Annotated in this window: 19 protein-coding genes and 1 tRNA gene; 7 read left to right on the top strand and 13 right to left on the bottom strand. The window is 68.9% G+C overall.

All coding sequences use genetic code 11. The features are described from left to right. The first annotated feature begins 86 nt into the window (after positions 1-86). Positions 87-581 (top strand): single-stranded DNA-binding protein, encoded by a 495-nt coding sequence (ssb, locus tag KF889_25085; protein ID MBX3502733.1) that lies wholly within the window; start codon positions 87-89, stop codon positions 579-581. 334 nt (positions 582-915) lie between these two features. Here the strand turns inward: ssb and KF889_25080 are convergent, their stop codons facing one another. Then, positions 916-1,542, bottom strand: coding sequence for an HAD family phosphatase (locus KF889_25080; protein MBX3502732.1), 627 nt, complete (start codon positions 1,540-1,542; stop codon positions 916-918). A 350-nt stretch (positions 1,543-1,892) separates the two neighbouring features. Between KF889_25080 and gyrA the strand changes: the two genes are divergently transcribed. The 4 genes from gyrA (at position 1,893) to KF889_25060 (ending at position 5,883) form a co-directional block, all read left to right on the top strand. Further along, positions 1,893-4,607 (top strand): DNA gyrase subunit A, encoded by a 2,715-nt coding sequence (gene gyrA, locus KF889_25075; GenBank protein MBX3502731.1) that lies wholly within the window; start codon positions 1,893-1,895, stop codon positions 4,605-4,607. A 111-nt stretch (positions 4,608-4,718) separates the two neighbouring features. Then, positions 4,719-5,237 (top strand): pantetheine-phosphate adenylyltransferase, encoded by a 519-nt coding sequence (gene coaD / locus KF889_25070; GenBank protein ID MBX3502730.1) that lies wholly within the window; start codon positions 4,719-4,721, stop codon positions 5,235-5,237. A 133-nt stretch (positions 5,238-5,370) separates the two neighbouring features. Then, on the top strand, positions 5,371-5,700 hold the full coding sequence (locus KF889_25065; protein MBX3502729.1) for a YXWGXW repeat-containing protein: 330 nt from the start codon (positions 5,371-5,373) through the stop codon (positions 5,698-5,700). Between the two features lie 108 nt (positions 5,701-5,808). Continuing rightward, positions 5,809-5,883: transfer RNA gene (locus KF889_25060), tRNA-Lys, on the top strand. 11 nt (positions 5,884-5,894) lie between these two features. On the opposite strand, the gene secD is transcribed toward KF889_25060, so the two are convergent. From secD to KF889_25045, 3 genes are all read right to left on the bottom strand, one after another. Further along, on the bottom strand, positions 5,895-8,438 hold the full coding sequence (secD, locus tag KF889_25055; protein ID MBX3502728.1) for a protein translocase subunit SecD: 2,544 nt from the start codon (positions 8,436-8,438) through the stop codon (positions 5,895-5,897). Between the two features lie 69 nt (positions 8,439-8,507). Beyond that, entirely contained in the window at positions 8,508-8,987 is a 480-nt protein-coding gene (locus KF889_25050; GenBank protein MBX3502727.1) for a hypothetical protein, read from the bottom strand. A gap of 53 nt (positions 8,988-9,040) precedes the next feature. After that, positions 9,041-10,177, bottom strand: a complete 1,137-nt coding sequence (locus KF889_25045; GenBank protein ID MBX3502726.1) for an aminotransferase class V-fold PLP-dependent enzyme — start codon at positions 10,175-10,177, stop codon at positions 9,041-9,043. Between the two features lie 146 nt (positions 10,178-10,323). Between KF889_25045 and KF889_25040 the strand changes: the two genes are divergently transcribed. After that, a complete protein-coding gene (locus KF889_25040) occupies positions 10,324-10,896 on the top strand; it encodes a helix-turn-helix transcriptional regulator (protein MBX3502725.1) in 573 nt (190 codons plus the stop codon). Here KF889_25040 and KF889_25035 read toward each other — a convergent pair. The 6 genes from KF889_25035 to KF889_25010 all read right to left on the bottom strand — a co-directional run bounded on the left by KF889_25035 (position 10,860) and on the right by KF889_25010 (position 16,619). After that, the gene (locus KF889_25035) at positions 10,860-11,585 is read right to left on the bottom strand and encodes a methyltransferase domain-containing protein (protein ID MBX3502724.1); all 726 of its coding nucleotides are present in this window, start codon (positions 11,583-11,585) and stop codon (positions 10,860-10,862) included. The two genes, KF889_25040 and KF889_25035, sit on opposite strands and share 37 nt — an antisense overlap. A gap of 47 nt (positions 11,586-11,632) precedes the next feature. Further along, complete coding sequence (locus KF889_25030) at positions 11,633-11,917, bottom strand: hypothetical protein (protein ID MBX3502723.1); 285 nt, start codon at positions 11,915-11,917, stop codon at positions 11,633-11,635. A gap of 12 nt (positions 11,918-11,929) precedes the next feature. Continuing rightward, positions 11,930-13,348, bottom strand: coding sequence for an MBOAT family protein (locus KF889_25025; protein MBX3502722.1), 1,419 nt, complete (start codon positions 13,346-13,348; stop codon positions 11,930-11,932). A 78-nt stretch (positions 13,349-13,426) separates the two neighbouring features. Then, on the bottom strand, positions 13,427-14,767 hold the full coding sequence (locus KF889_25020; protein MBX3502721.1) for a hypothetical protein: 1,341 nt from the start codon (positions 14,765-14,767) through the stop codon (positions 13,427-13,429). 63 nt (positions 14,768-14,830) lie between these two features. After that, positions 14,831-15,670: a DUF459 domain-containing protein gene (locus KF889_25015; GenBank protein MBX3502720.1), complete on the bottom strand. Its 840-nt coding sequence runs from the start codon at positions 15,668-15,670 to the stop codon at positions 14,831-14,833. Between the two features lie 160 nt (positions 15,671-15,830). Next, positions 15,831-16,619, bottom strand: a complete 789-nt coding sequence (locus KF889_25010; protein ID MBX3502719.1) for an aldolase — start codon at positions 16,617-16,619, stop codon at positions 15,831-15,833. A 119-nt stretch (positions 16,620-16,738) separates the two neighbouring features. On the opposite strand from KF889_25010, the gene KF889_25005 reads away from it, so the two are divergent. Next, positions 16,739-17,506, top strand: coding sequence for an SDR family oxidoreductase (locus KF889_25005; GenBank protein ID MBX3502718.1), 768 nt, complete (start codon positions 16,739-16,741; stop codon positions 17,504-17,506). A 54-nt stretch (positions 17,507-17,560) separates the two neighbouring features. Here the strand turns inward: KF889_25005 and KF889_25000 are convergent, their stop codons facing one another. The 3 genes from KF889_25000 to KF889_24990 all read right to left on the bottom strand — a co-directional run bounded on the left by KF889_25000 (position 17,561) and on the right by KF889_24990 (position 20,235). Beyond that, on the bottom strand, positions 17,561-18,346 hold the full coding sequence (locus tag KF889_25000) for a glutathione S-transferase (GenBank protein MBX3502717.1): 786 nt from the start codon (positions 18,344-18,346) through the stop codon (positions 17,561-17,563). Positions 18,347-18,380: 34 nt separating this feature from the next. Next, complete coding sequence (locus KF889_24995) at positions 18,381-19,364, bottom strand: hydroxyacid dehydrogenase (GenBank protein MBX3502716.1); 984 nt, start codon at positions 19,362-19,364, stop codon at positions 18,381-18,383. A gap of 61 nt (positions 19,365-19,425) precedes the next feature. Beyond that, positions 19,426-20,235 (bottom strand): alpha/beta fold hydrolase, encoded by an 810-nt coding sequence (locus KF889_24990; protein MBX3502715.1) that lies wholly within the window; start codon positions 20,233-20,235, stop codon positions 19,426-19,428. Between the last annotated feature and the right edge of the window lie 71 nt (positions 20,236-20,306).

The raw sequence follows: 20,306 nt of genomic DNA, 5'->3' as shown, positions 1-20,306 counted from the left end.
TTTATCCACAAGTGTTCGCGCTATGTTCCAGAGCGTGAGGTAGGAACGGTCCCCGCCGTTCCGGGAAAGCCGAAAGGAGGCCAACGATGGCCGGCAGTGTGAACAAGGTGATTCTGGTCGGGAATCTCGGCCGCGACCCCGAGGTCCGCAACATGACCAGCGGCGGCATGGTGGTGAACATGTCGGTCGCGACGTCGGACAACTGGCGCGACAAGGCGACAGGCGAGCGCAAGGAGCGCACCGAGTGGCACCGCGTGGTGATCTTCAACGACAAGCTGGGCGAGATCGCCCAGAAGTACCTGCGCAAGGGCTCCAAGGTCTATCTCGAGGGCCAGCTCGCTACCCGCAAATGGACCGACAAGGACAATCAGGAGCGATACACCACCGAGGTCGTGGTGCCGCGCTTCGGCGGCGCGCTCACCCTGCTGGACAGCCGCGGCGGCGGGGGCATGGGCGAGGGCGCCGATGACGATGGCGGCGTCTACGACGAGGGCGCCAGAAACGGCGGCGCGCGTTCGGGTGCTGCCCGTCCCGCGGCGCGCGGCGGCAAGAGCGACCTGGACGACGACATCCCGTTCTGACGACCGTAGGGGCGGAAACCGGCGTTCGCGCACCGCAGCCGCAGCATCGGCTCCTGAACGTGCATCAGGAGCCGATCGCATGGCCATGCCCAATCCCGTCCGGCCGGATCGCCGACCGGGAGGCCGGCGTCGACGGCGCCGCTGTGGACCGCTGCAGCCATGTCAAACCATAGCAATCGGGTCGGGCCGATTCCGGACGCCCGGCGCCCCCGTTGATCCTGGGCGGACTCCGCGAAGACCAGGCCAAACCATAGCAATCAGGCGGGCGGCTCCCGGGTGGCCAGGTGGACGGCATGTGAAGCCATGGCAAACCATGGCAACGCCGCCGGCCAGCTCAGGCCGGCAGCCCCATCGCCCGCAGCTGGGCGATCGTTTCGTCCGGGCTGCGGTGGTGGATGGCGCGCAGGCCGAAGGCGCGGGCGCCCTCGACGTTCTTCACGGAATCGTCGACGAACACGCCCTGGTCGGGCGTGAAGCCGCCGCGTTGGCAGACCAGCTCGAAGATGCGCGGATCGGGCTTCACGAGGCCTTCCTCGCCCGACACCACGATGTGGTCCATCAGCTCGAGCACCGGCAGGCGCCGGCGCGTCGCGGCGAAGGTGTCGGCCGCCCAGTTGGTGAGACCATGCATTGGCACGCCGGCCTTGTGCAGGCGGCGCATCAGGTCGCCCATCGGCGCGATCTCGCCGCGCACCGTCTCGGCGAAGCGCTCGACATAGGTCCTGAGGTGATGCGCGTGGTCGGGGAACAGCGCCATGTGTGGCCTGGCGGCCTCGCGCGAGTCCCTTGCCAGGTCGAGCGCGAGGAAGAATTTCTGGTTGCAGACATTGTCCAGGAACCAGTCGAGCTCGCAGCTCTCGGCGATGATCGAGCTGAACAGATAACGCGGATTCCAGTCGGCGATGACGCCGCCCAGATCGAACACCACGACCGATGGCGGGGCGGCTGCAATGGTGCTCACGGGACCTCGCGAAATGGCTGCCCGACCCTAGCCCGCAGGGCGGATTTCGGCGACCAGATTCGACAGTGTGGCAGTCACTTCACGGAGTCTTCGCAGCCGCAAAAAAGACGTCGTTTTTATGAGCAATTTCAATAGTTTACAGCCCGTCCGGAGGCGTCGATTTCGATTGCCTCCGGGGCGTGGTCTGCTAGTGTGCGGCGACGCGGTTTCGGGTTCCGGAAACCCGCCAAGTTTTCCATCGAAAAACGGCCTTGAGCGACATCGACGAACCGCCTCCGCCACCCCCGTCGGCACCCCAGATTCCGCCCCCGGGCGGCGGCGACGTGGCCCCGGTCACCATCGAAGAGGAGATGCGGCGCAGCTACCTCGATTACGCGATGAGCGTGATCGTGGCGCGCGCGCTGCCCGACGCGCGCGACGGCCTGAAGCCGGTCCAGCGGCGCATCCTCTTCTCGATGCGCGAGCTGGGTTACGATTCGTCGAAGCCCTACCGCAAGTCGGCGCGCATCGTCGGCGACGTGATGGGCAAGTACCACCCGCACGGCGACAAGGCGATCTACGACGCCATGGTGCGCATGGCGCAGGACTTCTCCATGCGCCTGCCGCTGATCGACGGGCAGGGCAATTTCGGCTCGATGGACGACGATCCGCCGGCGGCGATGCGCTACACCGAGGCGCGGCTGGCCAAGGCGGCGGAGACGCTGCTCGACGACATCGACAAGGATACGGTCGACTTCCAGGCCAACTACGACGATTCGGCGCGCGAGCCTACCGTGCTGCCGGCGCGCTTCCCCAACCTGCTGATCAACGGCGCCGGCGGCATCGCCGTCGGCATGGCGACCAACATCCCGCCGCACAATCTCGGCGAGGTGATCGACGCCTGCTGCGCGCTGATCGACGATCCGGCGACGACGCCGTTGCGCCTCAACGAGATCGTGCCCGGCCCGGACTTCCCGACCGGCGCCCTGATCGTCGGCCGCAACCAGATCCGGCTCGCCTACGAGACCGGCCGCGGCTCGATCGTCATGCAGGCGAAGAGCACCGTCGAGGAGCTGCGCGGCGGCCGCCTGGCGGTCATCGTCACCGAGGTGCCGTTCCAGGAGAACAAGGCCAAGCTGGTCGAGCGCATCGCCGAGGTGGTGCGCGAGAAGCGGGTCGAGGGCGTCTCCGACCTGCGCGACGAGAGCGACCGCGACGGTGTGCGCATCGTCATCGAGCTGAAGCGCGACGCCACGCCCGAGGTGGTGCTGAACCAGCTCTACAAGTTCACCGCGCTGCGCACGACCTTCCCGGCCAACATGCTGGCGCTCGACGGCGGCCGCCCCCGGCTGATGGGGCTGAAGGAGCTGCTGCAGGCCTTCATCCGCTTCCGCGAAGACGTCATCACCAGGCGCACGCGCTTCGAGCTCAACGCCGCGCGCGACCGCGCCCATGTGCTGGTCGGCTTGGCGATCGCGGTGGCCAACATCGACGAGGTGATCGAGCTGATCCGCCGCGCGCCCGATCCGCCGACGGCGCGCGAGCGCCTGATGGAACGCGCCTGGCCGGCGCAGGACGTCAAGCCGCTGATCGAGCTGATCGACGAGCCCGGCCGCGGGGTCGCCGAGGACGGCACGTACAGGCTGTCCGAGGCTCAGGCGCGCGCCATCCTCGAATTGCGCCTGCAGCGCCTGACCGGGCTGGAGCGCGACAAGATCGCCGAGGAACTGGGCGAGGTCGCCACGCAGATCACCGGCTTCCTCGAGCTGCTGGCGTCGCGGCCCATGCTCTACGCGCTGATGCGCCGGGAGCTGGTCGAGGTGCGCGACGCCTACGCCACGCCGCGCCGCACCGAGATCGTCGAGATCGAGGACGAGACCGACATCGAGGACCTGATCGAGCGCGAGGACATGGTCGTCACCGTGACGCAGGGCGGCTACGTCAAGCGCGTGCCGGTGGCGTCCTATCGCGCGCAGCGCCGCGGCGGGCGCGGCCGCGCCGGCATGGCGACCAAGGACGACGACGTCGTCTCCACCGTGTTCGTCGCCAACACGCACGTGCCGGTGCTGTTCTTCACCAGCCGCGGGCTGGTGCATCGCCTGAAGGTCTGGCGCCTGCCGCTGGGCGCACCGCAGGCGCGCGGCAAGGCCTTCGTCAATTTGCTGCCGCTGCAGGAGGGCGAGACCATCACCGCCGTGATGCCGCTGCCCGAGGACGAGACGAGCTGGGGCGGCCTGCAGGTGATGTTCGGCACGGCGCGCGGCTACGTGCGGCGCAACCAGCTCTCCGACTTCGAATCGATCCAGCGCGGCGGCAAGACCGCGATGAAGTTCGAAGGCGAAGACGAGGGCGACCGGCTGATCGCCGTGCAGGTCTGCAGCGAGGACCAGGACGTGCTGCTGGCGACGCGCAACGGCCGCGCCATCCGCTTCCCCGTGGACAAGGTGCGCGTGTTCGCCGGCCGCTCCTCGGTCGGCGTGCGCGGCGTGCGCCTGCTGGGCGACGATGAGGTCATCTCGATGACTCTGGTCGATTCGGGCCAGGACGTGACCTCGGCCGAGCGCGACGCCTACGTGCGCCAGATGCGCGCCCTGCGCGCCGCCGAGAACGGCATCGAGGAGGACGACGCCAACGGCAGCGAGCCGCATGCCGACGGCGAGAACGGCGCCGAGCCGGCCGAGGCGGCGCCGTCGGTGGTGGTCCTGTCCGACGAGCGGCTGCGCGAGCTCGAGGGCCGCGAGGAGTTCATCCTCACCGCGACTTCCGACGGTTTCGGCAAGCGGACCTCGGCCTACAGCTTCCGCGTCACCGGTCGCGGCGGCCAGGGCGTGGCGCTGATCGCGCTGGCCGAGGGCGCCGAGGTGGTGGCGATGTTCCCGGTCAGGCCGCGCGACCAGATCATGCTGGCCAGCGATGGCGGCATGGTGGTGCGCATCCCGGTCGAGGGCATCCGCATCATGGGCCGCACGGGCCGCGGCGTTCGCCTGGCGGATGTGCGCGAGGGCGAGCGCGTGGCCTCGGTGACGCGCATCGTCGACGACGGCGGCGAGGACGCCGCGAGCGACGAGGAGGGTGAGCCCGGCTGATTCCGCCGTGCTGTGTTGCACTGCCGCAACAAGGTAGAAACCTGACCGCAATCCGGTTATGAGGGCGTACCGCAACGCACCATAAACGTCGGTTCAGACGGCGGGGGGAACATGGCGAACGAGCGAATCGGTGTCTATCCCGGCACCTTCGATCCGATCACCAGCGGCCACGCCGAGATCGTGCGGCGTTCGATGCGGCTGGTCGACCGGCTGGTGCTGGCGCCGGCGATGAACGTCGGCAAGGGCCCGCTGTTCTCGCTCGAGGAGCGCATCGAGATGCTGGGCGAGGTGATCGCCGAGCAGCCCGAGGAGCTGCGCGCGCGCATCACTATCGTGCCCTTCACCGGCCTGCTGGTGCACTTCGCCAAGTCGCAGAGCGCCACCTGCATCATCCGCGGCCTGCGCGCGGTGTCGGATTTCGAGTACGAGATCCAGATGGCCAACATGAACGCGCGCATGGAACCCGGCATCGAGACCATCTTCCTGATGGCGTCGGACCGCCATCAGTTCATCGCCTCGAGCCTGGTGAAGGACATCGCGCGGCTGGGCGGCAACACCTCCTCGTTCGTCTCGGCCAAGGTCTTCGACCGGCTGAAGGCCAAATTCGCCGGCCAGCGCGGCGTGAACTGAGGCGGCGCTTTCCGCCTTACGCCGGCCACGCATGTGCCAAGCCCGTGGCGGCGGGGAACGCCGCCTCCCAGCGCCCGTTTAGCCCATCATCCGGCGCCGACCCCTGGCGCCCCGGAAACGATGGAGCTTCCACATGACCGTCCTGTCCCGTCGCGGGATGTTTGCCAGCCTGGCGGTGGCAAGCGGATGTGCGCTGGTGCTGCCGCCCGCTCTGGCGCAGATCCAGATCGAAGTTGTGCCGATGGAGCCGCCTCCACCGCGCGTCGAGGTGGTGCCGGTGATCCCGATGGAACGCCGCGAGGCGGAGTTCTGGCAGCCCGGCTACTGGCGCTGGAACGGTCGCGCCCATGAATGGGTCGAGGGCCGCTACGTCGTGCGTCCGCGACGCGGCGCGACCTGGATCCCCGGCCGCTGGGAGCGTCGCGGCCCCGGCTGGGTCTATATCGAGGGCAGCTGGCAGTAGCGCCGGCAGCACAACGGGCCGGGCGGAGGCTGCTCCGCCCGGCCTCGTCCTGTGTCCACACGCGTTGACCGCGCCGACCCCGCCGCCTATACCGGCGCCGCCGAGGGCGGGCGCGTAGCTCAGCGGCAGAGCATCTGACTTTTAATCAGAGGGTCGCGGGTTCGATCCCCGCCGCGCTCACCATCCGCGCTCCATCATTCCAGCGCTTCTTGGCCGCGGCCGCGGACTTCGCGCGCGGCCGACCGGCCCGGGCGGAGTCGGCCTTCGCCCAGGAAGAGCAGGATCGGTGCGGCGATGAAGATCGACGAGCTGGCACCGACGACGATGCCGAACACCATCGACACCGCGAAGTTGTCGACCGCGCTGCCCCCGGCGAGGGCCATCGGCAGCATCGACAGGAAGGCCGTGGCCGACGTGTAGATGCTGCGCGCCAAGGTCGCGTTGATGCTCAGATCGATCAGCTCGCGCAACGGCATGGTCTTGTAGAGACGCAGGTTCTCGCGCATGCGGTCGTACACGACGACCTTGTCGTTCACCGAATAGCCCACGAGGGTCAGCAGGGCGGCGATGGCCGTCAGGTTGAAGTCCATCCCGGTGACGGCGAACAATCCGACGGTCTTGGTGATATCGAGCACCAGTGTGACGATCGCGCCGACGGCGAACTGCCACTCGAATCTCACCCAGATGTAGATGAGCATCGCCAGCGCCGCGAGCACGACGGCCAGCACGCCTGCCTCCACCAGCTCGCCACTGACCTTCGGCCCGACGACCTCGACCCGTTCGATCGAGGAGCCGGGCGACACGGCCGCGAGCGTTGCCCTAACCTTGTCGGTGGCGGCGATCTGCTCCTGCTCACCGCCCGCCTGACGCTCGATCCGGATCAGGATCTGCCGCGCCGACCCGGCCTCCTGCAGCGCGACCTCGCCGAGGCCCAGGCCGTTCAAGACGCCGCGCAACGTGTCGAGCCCGGTCGCCTGCTCGGTGCGGACCTCGACCAGCGTGCCGCCCTTGAAGTCGATGCCGTAGTTCAGGCCCGGCGAGACGAGCAGCGCCAGCGACGAAAGCGACAACACGGCGGAGAGCGCAATTCCGGCGAACCGGGCACGCATGAAGCGCAGCGATGTCCGGTCAGGGAACAGCCGGAATCTGAACAACGGTCGGATATTGAATGGCCGGGGCCGGCGGCCGCCAGCGACCCACAATGTCATGATCATGCGCACGACCGAGACCGCGGTGAACATGGAGATGACGATGCCCAGGCCCATCGTCACCGCGAAGCCACGCACCGGGCCCGAGCCGAGCGCGAACAGCATCGTCGTCGCGATCAGCGTGGTCACGTTGGAGTCGACGATCGTGCTGTAGGCGCGCCGGAAGCCGGCATCCAGCGCGGCTCGCGCACTGCGCCCCTTCGCGATCTCCTCGCGGATGCGCTCGTTGATCAGGACGTTGGCATCGACGGCCAATCCGATGCCGAGCACGATCCCGGCGATGCCGGGCAAGGTCAATGTCGCTTCCAGCAGGCTCAGCGCTGCGAAGGTCAGCGCCACGTTGATCGTGAGCGCCAGGTTGGCGACCAGACCCCATGCGCCGTAAAGAACCAGCATGAAGGCGAATACCAGCGCGAAGCCGATCAGGCCGGTGTTCAGGCCCTGCTCGATGGCGTCGCTGCCGAGGTCGGCGCCGACGGTGCGCTCTTCGATCACCTTCATGGGCACGGGCAGCGCGCCCGCGCGCAGCAGCACGGCGAGGTCGCGTGCGCCCTGGACCGTGAAGTGCCCGCTGATCTGCCCGGAGCCACCCAGGATCGGCTCGCGAATGACGGGCGCGCTCAGCACCTTGCCGTCGAGCACGATGGCGAATGGCTTACCGACGTTCCCGTCGGTGATGCGGCCGAAGCGACTGGCGCCTTCGCTGTCGAAGCGAAACTGAACGATCGGCTCGCCGGTACGCTGGTCGAAGGAGGCGCTCGCGTCGACCAGGCGGTCGCCTTCGAGCATGACCCGTTGCCTGATCCTGATCTTCTCGCTGCTGCCGTCGAGCGGCAGGAGAAGGGTGCCTGGTTCGGCATCGGCCTGCTGCTCGGCGACCATGTGGAACGTGAGCCGTGCCGTGCTGCCGAGCAGTCCCTTGAGGCGCGCCGGATCGTTGACGCCGGGAAGCTGTACCAGGATACGCGCGGCGCCCTGCCGCACGACCGTCGGTTCGGCGATGCCGGCCTCATCGATGCGCCGCCGGACGATCTCGAGACTTTGATCCGCGGCTCGGTCGATGCGCGCGGCGATGTCCGCTTCCGTCGGGCGCAGGCGGATAAAGCCGCTACGCTCGATGGTGATCTCAAGTCCCGGACGGCCCTCGGTGCCGAAGCGATTCGTGACCGGCGTGGCCAGCGATGCGAGCGCGCGCTGCGCGTCCTGGGTTCGCGCGGGGTCGACCAGCTCGACGATGATCGCCGTCGTCGTCGTCCTGGCGGTACGCGTTGCAATGCGCGCCTGTCGCAGGGCCTGATCGGCCGGGCTGGCGAGCCCGGCCAGACGGTCCTTGAGAACCGCCTCGCCGTCGATCTCCAGCAGGAGCTGGGAACCGCCTCGGAGGTCGAGTCCCAGCGTCACCTGTTGCTTGGGCAGCCAGCGCGGAAGCAGGTCGAGTTGTTCGCGGGTGAACAGATTGGGAAGCGCAGCGGCGATGCCGCATATCACGATGATGGCGTAGGCCACCACCTTCCACGGAGATGGACGCATGATGGGATATCCTGAGTGAAGTGGGCGTGCGCGGAACGCGCAGCTCCCTCCGCTCAGGTCAGCCCATCTTCAGTGATGGACCTCCGCGCGGACGATCAGCGTCGTTCCACGATGATGGGTCGGAAGCCGATCCATCGTCGGTGGTCCGCGCGGGCGGTGGGCGAGGCGCCGGGAATGCCGGGGCAGACAGGGCCTGTCGGTCCAATCGCCACAAGCACTATCCGGCGTCGGCGTGATGACCGGAACGACAGGTGTAAGGATCTCGGGCGGCGGGGCGCGATCGAAACCGGGTTCGAGCTGACGCCTGTCGGCCGTGATCCTGGGGGCCGCCTGACCTGGCCGTATGCCGTGATCCGACGGCAGGAAGCCATCGACGATCGCACCACTCAGGTGGCCCGCGGCCAGCGAACGCGGTGCGAGCGCATGCGAGACCGCGCCGGCGACGAAGAGGAGCAGTGCGGCGCAGGACAGCAGAGCCGTACGCTTCCAGCCCTCTGTGGCCGGGAGGTTGCCGTGGCGTGCCGCTGTCGCGGCGAACGTCGCTCGCATCGCCGTCCCTTCGCAGACGGTGCGCAGCGCGTCAAGCCGGCAAGGGGGGTCGCCTACGCCAGCACCTCGCGCAACGCCACGCCCAGTCGTGCGAAATCGTCCGCCGACAGATACGGCGCCGCGGCGATGCGGGTCCAGGCGCGGTCCTGGAAGGGCACGATCTGCGCCTCCAGCCCGTGCTCCTCGCGCAGCTTGCGCCTGAGCGTCAGCGTGTTGTCGCGCGTGCCTGATACGCGCGAGGGCAGCGCGATGGTCGCCATCATCGCGCGCGCTTCGGCCGGCGTCGCCTCGTTGACCTCGAGCGCGGCGCACAGCGCGGGCACGGCGTGCTCGATCAGGCCGTAGTTCCACGCCACCAGCCGCGCGCGGCCGATCTGCTCGGCGAAGTCGAAAGCGGCCTCGACGCACAGGATCGGCGTCGGATCGAGCGTGCCCTGCCAGTCGAACTCGGCGGTGTAGCCCTGGCCGTAGCCGTGGCTGATCACCGTCGGGTGCAGCCGCTCGCGCCACGCCGGCGCGGCCCACAGCACGCCGCAGCCGCGCGGCACGAAGGCCCATTTGTGCAGGTTGCCGACATAGATGTCGGCGCCCAGCGCCGGCACGTCGATGTCGCGCAGATGGCCGGGCGCATGCGCGCCGTCGATGGCCAGCGTCACGTCCCTGGCGCGGCACAGCTCGGCAATGCGCGCCACGGGCAGGATCAGCGCCGTGGGCGAGGTGATGTGGTCGACAATCACCAGCTTGGTGCGCGGCGTGATCGCGCGCCCGATGGCTTCGACCGCGCCGTCGTGGCTGTAGTCGGGCCACGGCAGCCGCACGATCACGACCTTCGCGCCGGGCGCCGAGGACTCGTAGAGCGCGGCCTGCAGCACGGCGTTGTAGCCGTGGTCGGTGACCACGACCTCGTCGCCGGCCTTCAGGCCGATCGAGCGCAGCACGCTGTTCAATCCCGCGGTGGCGTTGCCGACGAACACCCAGCCCTCGCCGCTGCCACCGAGCCAATCCGCGACCCGGTTGGCCGCGGCGCGCACCAGCGGCGTGAAGTGGGCGCGATCGAAGAACGCCGTCGGATTGGCCTCGATCTGGCGGCGCCAGACGTCCTGGGTCACCCGCACCGGCGCCGGCGTGACGCCGAAGCCGCCGTGGTTGAGATAGGCGATGTCGGGGTCGAGGCCGAACAGAACGGCCATCTCCTGCGATCCGAACGCTGGCGTGTCGGCCGGTGGCATGGATCCTCCGGGAGGTCTGCTCTGCCCCCGCCCCCATTTTCGGGAGGCGCGGGCCGGGTTGCAAGGCGCTGTGCGGCGGCTATGGTGCCGGCGAAAGGGACATCGCCATGGACAGAACCGACTGCGCCGCCCGCGAGGCGGGCGACTTCGGGCGCTCGTTGCGCGTCTGGCGCGCGCTGCGCCGCATGAAGCAGGGCCACGCGGCCGAGCTGCTCGGCGTGTCGCAGGCCACCGTGTCGCGCTGGGAGTCCGGCCACCAGACTCCAACGCCGCCCGAGCGCGAAGCGTTGCGTGCGCTGATGGCGGCGCGACTCGATGGCGCGGCCGACCATGCGCTGGGGCGGCTGGTGCGCGGATCGTCGCGCGAGGCGCACCTTATCTGCGATCTTACGCACCGCCTGCTGGCCGCCTCACCGTCGCGCGAGCGACGCTGGAAGCTGTCCGCCAGCGAGCTTGCAGGCACCTCGATGTGGCGCTTCCACACCGAGGCGATCGCCCGCGCCGAGACAATGCTGGCGGAACTGGGCTGGTACGGCGAGGCGCCGCCCGAGGTCGAGGTGCTGACCGGCGCCAATACATCGCGCGAGGTGCCGATCCGCCGTGGTCGCTGCCGTTGGACGCGCCTGCGCCTGTCCGACGGCGGCTATGCGCGGCTGGTCGAGACCGAAGCCGCCGCCTGATCCTTCGCCCAGACCAATGCGAAGCTGATCGGGCGATGCAGATGCCTCTGCCATTTGGGCTTGGCCGCGACCCAGTCCTCGTCGACCACGCCCTCGATCATCTCGACCAGGCGCAGGCCGGCGCCGAGCCCGGCGCCGATGTGCTCGCTGGTGAGATGGACATGACTCTCGATCGCGACCGAGTCGCCCGAGGCGCGATCGAAATGCGTCGGGATGCCCTGCACCAGGAAGAACGGGTGATAGCCCACCAGGACGAAGCGTCCACCGGCTGCAAGCAGTCGCACGGCCTCGCGATAGGTGGGCCGCAGATCGGCCAGGTGCTCGTCGGCAAGCACCATTGTCGCGAGATCGTAGACGCCGCCATCGAGTCCGGTAGCGGCGATGTCCGCCAGGGCGAGCCGGTCATAGACGCCCTTGCCGCGCGCACCGTCGAGCATCGCCTCGGTGAAATCCACGCCGTGCAAACGGGCAACGCCTGACCGGCGCAGCCAGACACCGATGCGGCCGGTGCCGCACGCGAGGTCGACGGCATGCTTCACGTGCCGCCAGTCGACTGTTTGCAGCCGCGCCAGCAAGCGCAGATCCATCAGGTCGAGGACCGTGTCCTCGTATGTGCGCGCCCATTCACCGTAGCCCTCGCGCACCGGGAGGGTCGGATAGTGGCGCTGGTCGAATTTCGCGAAGTCCATGGGCGCAGCTTAGCGCCCTGCGCCTTGCGGCGGGATGAATGAAATATTCAGGGAACCAGCTCGACGCCGATGGCGTCGCGCAGCGCCTCGAAGGCCTTGGCCGGCCCGAGCTTCACCATTTTCTCGTGCCACCACCCGGCGGCATCGGCGACATGCAGGTTGAAGGTCGAGGGCGGCAGGTCGCGCGACCACTTCGACAGGCCCTGGCTGTTGAACACCAGCAGGATGGCGAGTGCGATGACGATGATCGGCGGCAGCACGCGCAGCCGCTGCGGCCGCATGCCGGCCTCCAGCTCGATCGTGCCGGGTGCGAGGTCGTCGGTCGTGCTCATCGCCGTTCTCCCTCAGAACTGGAAGTAGATGAAAGGCGCTGCGCCATCGCCGCCGATCGCCTCGATCACCAGCAGGACGGCGCCGATCAGCACGCCCACCGCCCAGACGGGCAGGCTGTGGTAGGCGCGATCCATCTGCTGCAACGTGTCGGGCGGCGTGAACTGGATCTGCAGGCCGAAGACGATCAACGCCAGCAGGAACGGCGTCAGCAGGGTCGAGGGCTGCGACCAGTCGCCCAGGCCGGCTAGCATCTCCCAGACCCGCGCCAGATTCTCGGCGCGGAAAAAGATCCAGCAGAAGCAGACGAAGTGGAATATCAGCAGCACGGCCAGCGCGCGGCGCCATGTCGGCCAGTGCGCGCTGTCGCGGCCGAAGCCGATGGCGCGCTCGATGGCGAGGAAGCCGCCATGCAAGGCGCCCCAGATCACGAACTTCCAGGCCGCGCCGTGCCAGATGCCGCCCAGCACCATGGTCAGCAGCAGGTTGCGGTAGGTCCTGAGCTCGCCGCCGCGATTGCCGCCCAGCGGGATGTAGAGATAGTCGCGCAGCCAGCTCGACAGCGACATGTGCCAGCGGCGCCAGAAATCGGCCAGGGTCTCGGCGCGGTAGGGCTGGTTGAAGTTGCGCTGGAAGCGGTAGCCGAGCAGGGCGGCGACGCCGATGGCGATGTCGCTGTAGGCGCTGAAGTCGCAATAGATCTGCACCGCGTAGGCATAGACCGCGAACAGGAGGTCGATGGCGCCGAAGGCGGTGGGATCGAAGAACGCCTTGTCGACCAGGCCGACGGCCAGGTAATTGGCGATGATCGCCTTCTTGAACACGCCCCACATGATCAGGATCAGGCCGAGCCCGACGAAGACGCGGTTGGGGTTGGGCGGCGTCTCGAGCTGCGGCAGGAAGGCGGCTGCGCGCACGATCGGGCCGGCCACCAGGTGCGGGAAGAACGAGATGAAGAACATCACGTCGATCAGCGGCCGCGAGCGGTCGAGATCGCGGCGATAGAGGTCGACGATGTAGGAGATGCCCTGGAAGGTGTAGAACGAGATGCCCACCGGCAGCACGATCTCCAGGAAGGGCAGCTCGCGCTCCATGCCCAGCGAGCGCAGCAGCGCATCGAGCGATTCGAGGAACCAGCCGTAGTACTTGAAGAAGCCCAGCAGCGAGAGGTTGAGGATCACCGCGACGCCGACCACGCGCTTGCACCACGCCGTGCCGCGTGTGCGGTCGATCAGCCGCCCGGCGATGAAGTTCAGCAGCACGCTGGAGAACAGCAGGAAGGCCAGCTTCCAGTTCCAGAAGGCGTAGAAGAAATAGCTCGCGGCGATGATCGAGAGCTTGTGCAGCGCGTGCGAACGGCTGATCGCCAGCCCCCAGGCGATCAGGCAGACCACCAGGAAGAACAGCAGGAAGTTGAGCGTCGGGAAGATCATCGCGTGACGCTGTCGTCCTGGGCGAAGCGAAGGCCCCGTCTTGCTGGGAGCGCCGGCGCTCCCGGGAGCGGGTTCATCTCAGCGTCGGCGGTAGCCGGCCATCAGTTCGGTGAACAGCCGGTCGGCGGTGAGGTGGTAGCCGGGCTCGCGCATGTGGACGTGGTCGGTGTGGCCCAGCCCATCGCGCGCGAAGCGGTCGGCGCCGCATTCGCCGCCCTGCACGCGCGACCAGTCGAAGAAGTAGAGGTTGCGCGCGCGCGCCGCCTGGCGCTGCGCCTCGCGCACGTAGCCGATGGCGGCCGGCGCGTGCCAGCGGCAGAGCTTGCGGTCGCGCCCGTTGAGCATGGCGGTGTAGTTGGCGATCTCCGCCCCGCGCAGCGGCGCGCAGCTCGCGCCGGCGCCGCCGCGGCGCCCGCAATAGGATGGGAAGCGGTTGGCGTCGGGCGGGCCGACGATCACCACCGAGGCGCGGGGCACGGCCTGGCGGACGAGATCGACATAGGAGCCGAACTCGCCGGCGTAGTCGCCCAGGCGCTCGCGCGCGGCGAAGCCCTCGTTGGTGCCGAAGGCCAGGATCACCAGGCCGGGATCGAGATGCTTGAGCTCGTACGCGGCGAGGCGCCAGTTCCAGCGGCCGAGGATGCCGATCTGCGCGCCGCCGAAGCCCAGCGCGGCGAGCGTGACACCGCGCTGGCGGCGATAGACCGCCCAGTCAGCGATGTCGACCGGACCGTTGCCGCGCGGCCGCAGCTCCAGCGAGCGCGCGCCGGGGGCGCTGATCGTGGCGCGGTCGAGCAGGTAGGCGCCGCCCGAGGTGTTGATCTCGGAATGGAAGCGGCCGTCGATATAGACCTGGATGGCGCCGCCGCCGGGCCGCTTGAAATAGTGGATCTCGGCCGAGTCGAAGGAGCCGCCGTCGGCGGCGTTGGCGTTGTCGGCGACCAGCGACATCGAGTCGGTCGACTTGCTGCCGCGGGTGACGAAGCCCGAGAGGCCGAAGGTACCCTCGGCGCCGGCGCGATTGCTGCTGATCACCTGCCAGGCGCCGGATTGCTGCACCTTCACCTGGTATGGCCGCCAATAGGGGAAGGGATAGCCCGGCGGCATCAGCCCGCGCCCGGCGTCGCCGAACTGGCGCTGGAACAGCTCGCGCAGGCGGCCGCTGAAATGGTCGTTGGCGGTGTGGCTGTCGCCGATCTGCACGATGTTGACCCGTCCACGGCGGCCGCTCTGCAGCTCGTTGAGCTGGCGATGCAGACCGGTGAGCTGGGCCGCAGGTGCCGCCGCCGCGGCGCCGCCCGCTCCGCTCTCGCCACTGTCGGGCGAGCAGGCGAGCACGAGGCCCAAGGCGAGGATGCCGGCGAACAGCGGCAGGCGGCGCGGCGCGAAGGCCGTCGCGGAGATCGGGCGCTGCGTCATGGGCGGCGGGGTCCGTCCAGGTGAGGGGGGAGACGGCCGCCGTCTTCTCGGGAACGGGCGGCTCTAGCTTTTGGCCGGCAGAATCTTGAACGGCGGCACGTTCTCGCGCAAGAGCTTGAGCACCGAGCTGCCGATCAACTCGTAGGCCGGATCGGTGAAGTGCACGCCGTCATTGGCGCGCATCAGGCGAGTGACGCCCTTGAGGTCCTTGAAATGCGCCTGGTAGGCGCCGTGCTCGTCGGCGGTGATCGGCCAGGTCGGCAGCAGCTTGACGTAGGGTCGGGTCCGGGCGGCGTTGGCGACGATGTCGTTGATCAGCCGCGCATCGGCGCTGGCGTCGTCGGCGCGCATCACCGGCAGCAGGATCCAGATCGTCGGCAGCTTGTGCCGCTGCAGCTTGTCCATGAAGCCGGCGATGCGTCCGGCATAGAGCTCCTGCCACACCTTGCTGCGGAACAGGGCCCTCGACTGGGTGCCGACGAAGAAGGAGCGGCGGTCGTTGGCGCCGATCATCATGACCACGGCGTCGACCGGGCCGTTGGCCAGCGCCGCGTCGACCATGTCGGTGAGGTCGCTGCCGGTAAAGCCGACCGAGTTCTTGGCGCCGCGAAGGAAGACGTAGCGCTTGTCGCGCACCATCAGGCGGTAGAGGCCGCCCCACATGCCGTCGCCCAGCGAGTCGCCCATCACGGCCACGGTCACCTTGGCCGGCGGCGGGCCGGCGGCGGCGCTCGCGTGGGGCGGCCAGGCACTGCCCGGCGGCGGTGTCGCGAAGTCGGCCGTGGTCGGCGGCGGCGACGGCTCGACAAGCGGGATGACCAGCGGCGGCGGCGACGCCGCCTGCTGCGCGTGGGCGGGCAGGGCGATCAGCAGGAGCGAGAGGATGAAGATCAGGCTACGCACGTTGGCACACCGGTGCGGAGAAGGTCTGCCCTTGTAGTCGCGGCGACTCAGTCCGACAACGGCCGAAGCGTCGCACGAGTCATGCGTGCGCGCCCGCGGCAGCGGCCGGAAAACCGCCACGTTCCGGAGCGGTCGTGCAGATCCGGTGCAGCGGCTCCCGTCACTGCAGCTTGATGCCGCGCAGGAAGCCGGTGCGCGCGCGCGCCGCTTCCATCAGGAAGGCAAAGTCGTTGCCCGCCAGCAGCATGCGCACGCCCATCCTGATGTAGCGCTCCATGATCGGCGGATTGTAGACGCCGCCCATGCCGGGCTGCTTGCCGTGCTTGCGGCAGGCGGCGATCACCGTCTCGTAGGCCTTCACGACGTCGGCGTGGTCGATCTGGCCGGGGATGCCCTTCTCCATGGTCAGGTCGCTGGTGCCGATCATCAGCACGTCGATGCCGGGCACGGCGGCGATGGCCTCGGCGTTGGCGATCGCCTGCGGTGTCTCGAGCATGACGGTGACCAGGATCGCGTCATTGACCATCTTCGTGGTTTCGGCCTGCGACAGGGCCTCGAAAGCCATCTGCGGCGCGGCGCCGGCGACAGAGCGGTGGCCGACCGGCGGATAGCGCAGGCGATCGGCGATCGCCCTTGCCTGCTCGGGCGTGTCGACATGCGGCATGACGATGCCCATGGCGCCGCCGTCGAGCACGCGCGTGGCCATGTCGAGCTGGAACTCCGGCACGCGAACGATCGGCGCAATGCCGTAGCCGTTGGCGGCGACCGAGATCTGCACCGCCATGTCGAGCGTCATCGAGTTGTGCTCGCAGTCGATGAACAGCCAGTCGAAGCCGGCGGTCTTCATCGCCGGCGCGATGTCGACGGTGCGCGCCTGGCGGATGCCGCAGCCCAGCGCCGGCTCGCCCTTGTTCATGCGCTCGCGCGCGGAGTTGCGCAGCTCGGCCATGGTCCTTCCTCCCCTTGATGTCGCGCGCCGGATCGTAGAGGCCCGCCCGCCCGCCTTCAATTCATCGCCATCCGCCACGCCGCATGGCAGGGTCACGCGCAAGCGGCAGGGAGGAACGCATGGCACAGGATCGCGTCGCGCTGGTCACCGGTGCGGGCTCGGGCATCGGCCGCGCCACGGCGCGCAAGCTGCTGGCCAATGGCGCGCGCGTCGTCGCCACCGATCGCGACGCGTCGGGGCTGGCCGAGACGGCGAGCATGGCGGCCGCGGGCGATCGCCTGCGCACGCTGGTGCAGGACGTCACCGATGAGACCGCGCCCGCCGATGCGGTGCGCACGGCGGTCGAGGGCTTCGGCGGGCTGGACTGGCTGGTGAACAACGCCGGCATCGGCCGCTCGACCAATGTCGCCGAGACCCAGGACGCCGACTGGGACCGCTTCATGCAGACCAACCTGCGCAGCGTCTTTCGCTTCTCGCGCCAGGCGCTCGGCGTGATGCGGCCGGGACGCGGCGCCATCGTGCATCTCGCCTCGGTCTTCGGCCTGATCGGCTATCCCGGCTCGGCGGCCTATTCGACGGCCAAGGCGGCGGTGGTCGGCCTCACCCACCAGATGGCCGCCGACTATGGTCCGAAGGGCATCCGCGTCAACGCCGTGGCGCCGGGCCTGATCGAGACGGGCATGACGCGCGAGCGCCTGCACGGCGATCTGCGCTATCGCAAGCTGATGCTGGAGACCACGCCGTTCCCGCGCTGGGGCCAGCCCGAGGACATCGCCAGCGCCATCGCCTTCCTGCTGTCCGACGAGGCCTCGTTCATCAACGGCCACGTGCTGGCCGTCGATGGCGGCTGGAGCGTGACGAACTACGTCAGGAGCGCGTTCGACTAAAGGGTGTGGACCTCCCTCTGACATTCCTCGCTGCGTTCGGAATGACAGAGCGGTTCAGAACATCTGCCGGATCAGCTTCAGCGGGTTGAGGCTGGGCCAGATGTCGGCGGCGGTGAAGCTCGGGCGGGCGGCCATCGCGGCGTAGTAGCGCGCGATCGCCGGGCGGCGCGCCAGCTCGGCGTGCTGGCGGATGAAACGCATGCGCGCAAGGAACACCGTCCACACCACATCGGCCGGGCCGTAGGCCGGCGGCACCAGCACGGCGCGGCCGTCGCCCAGCTCGCCCTCGATCGCGTCGAGCCGCGACAGGGCTGCGGCGCGGCGCTCCTCGTGCAGCGCCGCCACTTCGTGCGGATCGAAGGTGCGCCGGCGGCCGGCGAAGACCTCGGCGCGGCTGCGGTAAAGATCAGCGAGATCGGGGTGGGAATCGGCCAGCGCGCGCAGGCGCCGCTCCGCCGCCGCCAGCTTTCCCGGCACGAAACGGCGTGCGAGGGGATTCCAGCGCAGCAGCCACGAGAAGGTCAGCTCGTCGATCGGGAAGTCGTACTGCAGCGTCACCAGCCGGCGTGTCGCGTCGTCGGCCTGCTCCTCGCTGCGGCCGAAGGCGTGGAACAGGATCAGCCGGCTGTCGCTCAACCGGCCGCCCTCCGGCGTCAGGGTCGGCACCGTCATGTTGGGATTGAGCCGCGCATAGGCCGGCTCGAACTGCGCCATGCGCCGATGGATGTCGAGCTTGACGGGCGTGAAGGACCGGCCGGCCTCGATCAGCGCCAGCCGCGCGATCATCGAGTAGTACGACGACGCGGCGTGGTAGAGACAAGGTGGCTCGGTCGCGGGCATGTCTGCGAGGATAGCCCGCGAACCGGCGCAGCGCCTACCGGCCCTTCAGCACTTCCTTGTTCACGACGTTGTTCGGATCGGGCTTGCCGTCGAAGACGTCGAGCACGTTCTGCACCGTGGCCTGGGCCATGCGGGCGGAGGACTCGATGGTGACGCCGGCCATGTGCGGCGCCATGATGATGTTGGGCAGCGAGCAGAGCTTGTGGATCTCGGTCGGCGGCTCCTTGTCGAGCACGTCGATGCCGGCGGCCTTGATCACGCCGCCCTTGAGCGCATCGTACAGCGCGTCCTCGTTGATGATGCCGCCGCGCGCGGTGTTGACGATGTAGGCCGTCTTCTTCATCGCCGCGAGCTCGCCGGCGCCGATCAGGTCGATCGTCTCCTTGTTCTTCGGGCAGTGCACCGTGACGAAGTCGGCACGCGCCAGGCCGGCCTTCAGGTCGCTGACCGGCTCGCAGCCGGCGGCCTTGATGGTCTCGGCCTTCACGTAGGGATCGTAGACCAGCACGGTCATCTCCATGCCCAGCGCGCGCTTGGCGGTGCGCGTGCCGATGCGGCCGAAACCGATGATCAGCAGGGTCTTCTGCCAGAGGTCGACCGGCATGTCGTGGCGGCGATCCTGCCAGCGGTTCTCGCGCACCATCTTGTCGTAGTCGAGCGCGCGCTTGGCCACCGCCATCATCAGGAACATCGCGTGCTCGGCGACCGAGACCGAGTTGGCGACGCCGGCGATCATCAGCGGCAGGCCGCGCCTGGTGAGCGCCGGCACGTCGACCGTGTCGTAGCCGACGCCGATGCGCGCGGCGCACATCAGCTTCGATGCGACCTGCAGCTCGGGCTCGCCCAGCGGCGTGAGGCCCAGCGTCACGCCATGCGCGTCCTTCAGCGCCTCGTGGAACTGCGCCGTGGTGAAGTTGTTGAGGACCACCGCCTCGACATCGTCGCGCGCCTCGACCAGCGCCATGCCGGCGGGATGCATCCCCATCGGCATCAGGATGCGCTTCATGTTGGTGGCCATGTCCGGTCCTCTCCCTCGATTCGCGCCGCAGCCTGTCATGGGGCGCGGCGCGATGCATCCCTCAAGACGCGGAAGCTGCCCTGCCGAGAAGGAAATCCAGCAGGATGCGCTGGTAGATGTCGGGCACGACGTTGGGGAAGAAATGCCCGCCCTGGGGTAGCACCACAGTGCGGCAGTCCGGCACCAGGCGACCGAGCTCCTCGGTGAAATAGGCCGGCGTCACCGCATCGTCGCGCGCGCCGATCGCCAGGGTCGGGGCCGTGACGCGATGCAGCTGGTCGCGCCGGTCGTGGGCGACGATGGCAGCGATGCGCGACAGCAGGATCTCGGGCACCGGGATGGTCTCGTGCGCGCGCGCCTCGTTGGCCGCCAGCACGTCGTCGTGGTCGCGGATCCAGAACGGCGCGTGCAGCGCCAGGCCGCTGGCCTTGCTGTAGGCCACCGGGCCGAGCTCGCGCAGCACCGTGGCGCGCAGCTCGAAGAGGCGGCGGAAATAGGCGTCGGTCTTCGCCCAGGTGCCGCACAGCACCAGCTTCTCGATTCGCTCGGGATGGTCGATGGCGATCGCCTGGCCCATCGCGCCGCCGGTCGAGTGGCCCACCCAGTGCGCCCGCCTGATGCCCAGCGCGTCCATCAGCTGCAGCGCGTCGTCGGCCATCTGCTCGACCGTGTAGTCGATGCGCGACAGTGCCGAGCGGCCGCAGCCGCGGTGGTCGTGCAGGATCACGGTGAAGTGGCGCGCGAAGGCCGCGACATGCGGCTCCCAGAAGGTGGCGACGCCGCCCAGGCCGGCGACCAGCATCAGCGGCGGGCCGGAGCCGTGTGTCTCAAGGAACAGCGTCGCGCCGTCGCGCAGGGTTATGTGTGGCATGGCGGCGCGGACGTTAGCAGAACGGTCGCTTCCGTGAGATAAGGTAGTGGAAATGATCGTCCGCTCACTTC

The sequence above is a fragment of the Alphaproteobacteria bacterium genome, from assembly GCA_019635875.1.
Classification (GTDB): domain Bacteria; phylum Pseudomonadota; class Alphaproteobacteria; order Reyranellales; family Reyranellaceae; genus JAFAZJ01.
This window is presented reverse-complemented; position numbering and strand designations above follow the sequence as displayed.

Excerpts from the sequence above, each read along its gene's own strand:
- ssb (MBX3502733.1), top strand. The coding sequence starts at position 87 with ATGGCCGGCAGTGTGAACAAGGTGATTCTGGTCGGGAATCTCGGCCGC.
- KF889_25030 (MBX3502723.1), bottom strand. The coding sequence starts at position 11,917 with ATGAGCACGACCGACGACCTCGCACCCGGCACGATCGAGCTGGAGGCC.
- KF889_25005 (MBX3502718.1), top strand. The coding sequence starts at position 16,739 with ATGGCACAGGATCGCGTCGCGCTGGTCACCGGTGCGGGCTCGGGCATC.
- KF889_25040 (MBX3502725.1), top strand. The coding sequence starts at position 10,324 with ATGGACAGAACCGACTGCGCCGCCCGCGAGGCGGGCGACTTCGGGCGC.
- coaD (MBX3502730.1), top strand. The coding sequence starts at position 4,719 with ATGGCGAACGAGCGAATCGGTGTCTATCCCGGCACCTTCGATCCGATC.
- KF889_24990 (MBX3502715.1), bottom strand. The coding sequence starts at position 20,235 with ATGCCACACATAACCCTGCGCGACGGCGCGACGCTGTTCCTTGAGACA.
- KF889_25010 (MBX3502719.1), bottom strand. The coding sequence starts at position 16,619 with ATGGCCGAGCTGCGCAACTCCGCGCGCGAGCGCATGAACAAGGGCGAG.
- gyrA (MBX3502731.1), top strand. The coding sequence starts at position 1,893 with ATGCGGCGCAGCTACCTCGATTACGCGATGAGCGTGATCGTGGCGCGC.
- KF889_25045 (MBX3502726.1), bottom strand. The coding sequence starts at position 10,177 with ATGGCCGTTCTGTTCGGCCTCGACCCCGACATCGCCTATCTCAACCAC.
- KF889_25020 (MBX3502721.1), bottom strand. The coding sequence starts at position 14,767 with ATGACGCAGCGCCCGATCTCCGCGACGGCCTTCGCGCCGCGCCGCCTG.
- KF889_24995 (MBX3502716.1), bottom strand. The coding sequence starts at position 19,364 with ATGGCCACCAACATGAAGCGCATCCTGATGCCGATGGGGATGCATCCC.
- KF889_25050 (MBX3502727.1), bottom strand. The coding sequence starts at position 8,987 with ATGCGAGCGACGTTCGCCGCGACAGCGGCACGCCACGGCAACCTCCCG.
- KF889_25025 (MBX3502722.1), bottom strand. The coding sequence starts at position 13,348 with ATGATCTTCCCGACGCTCAACTTCCTGCTGTTCTTCCTGGTGGTCTGC.
- KF889_25065 (MBX3502729.1), top strand. The coding sequence starts at position 5,371 with ATGACCGTCCTGTCCCGTCGCGGGATGTTTGCCAGCCTGGCGGTGGCA.
- KF889_25000 (MBX3502717.1), bottom strand. The coding sequence starts at position 18,346 with ATGCCCGCGACCGAGCCACCTTGTCTCTACCACGCCGCGTCGTCGTAC.
- secD (MBX3502728.1), bottom strand. The coding sequence starts at position 8,438 with ATGCGTCCATCTCCGTGGAAGGTGGTGGCCTACGCCATCATCGTGATA.
- KF889_25035 (MBX3502724.1), bottom strand. The coding sequence starts at position 11,585 with ATGGACTTCGCGAAATTCGACCAGCGCCACTATCCGACCCTCCCGGTG.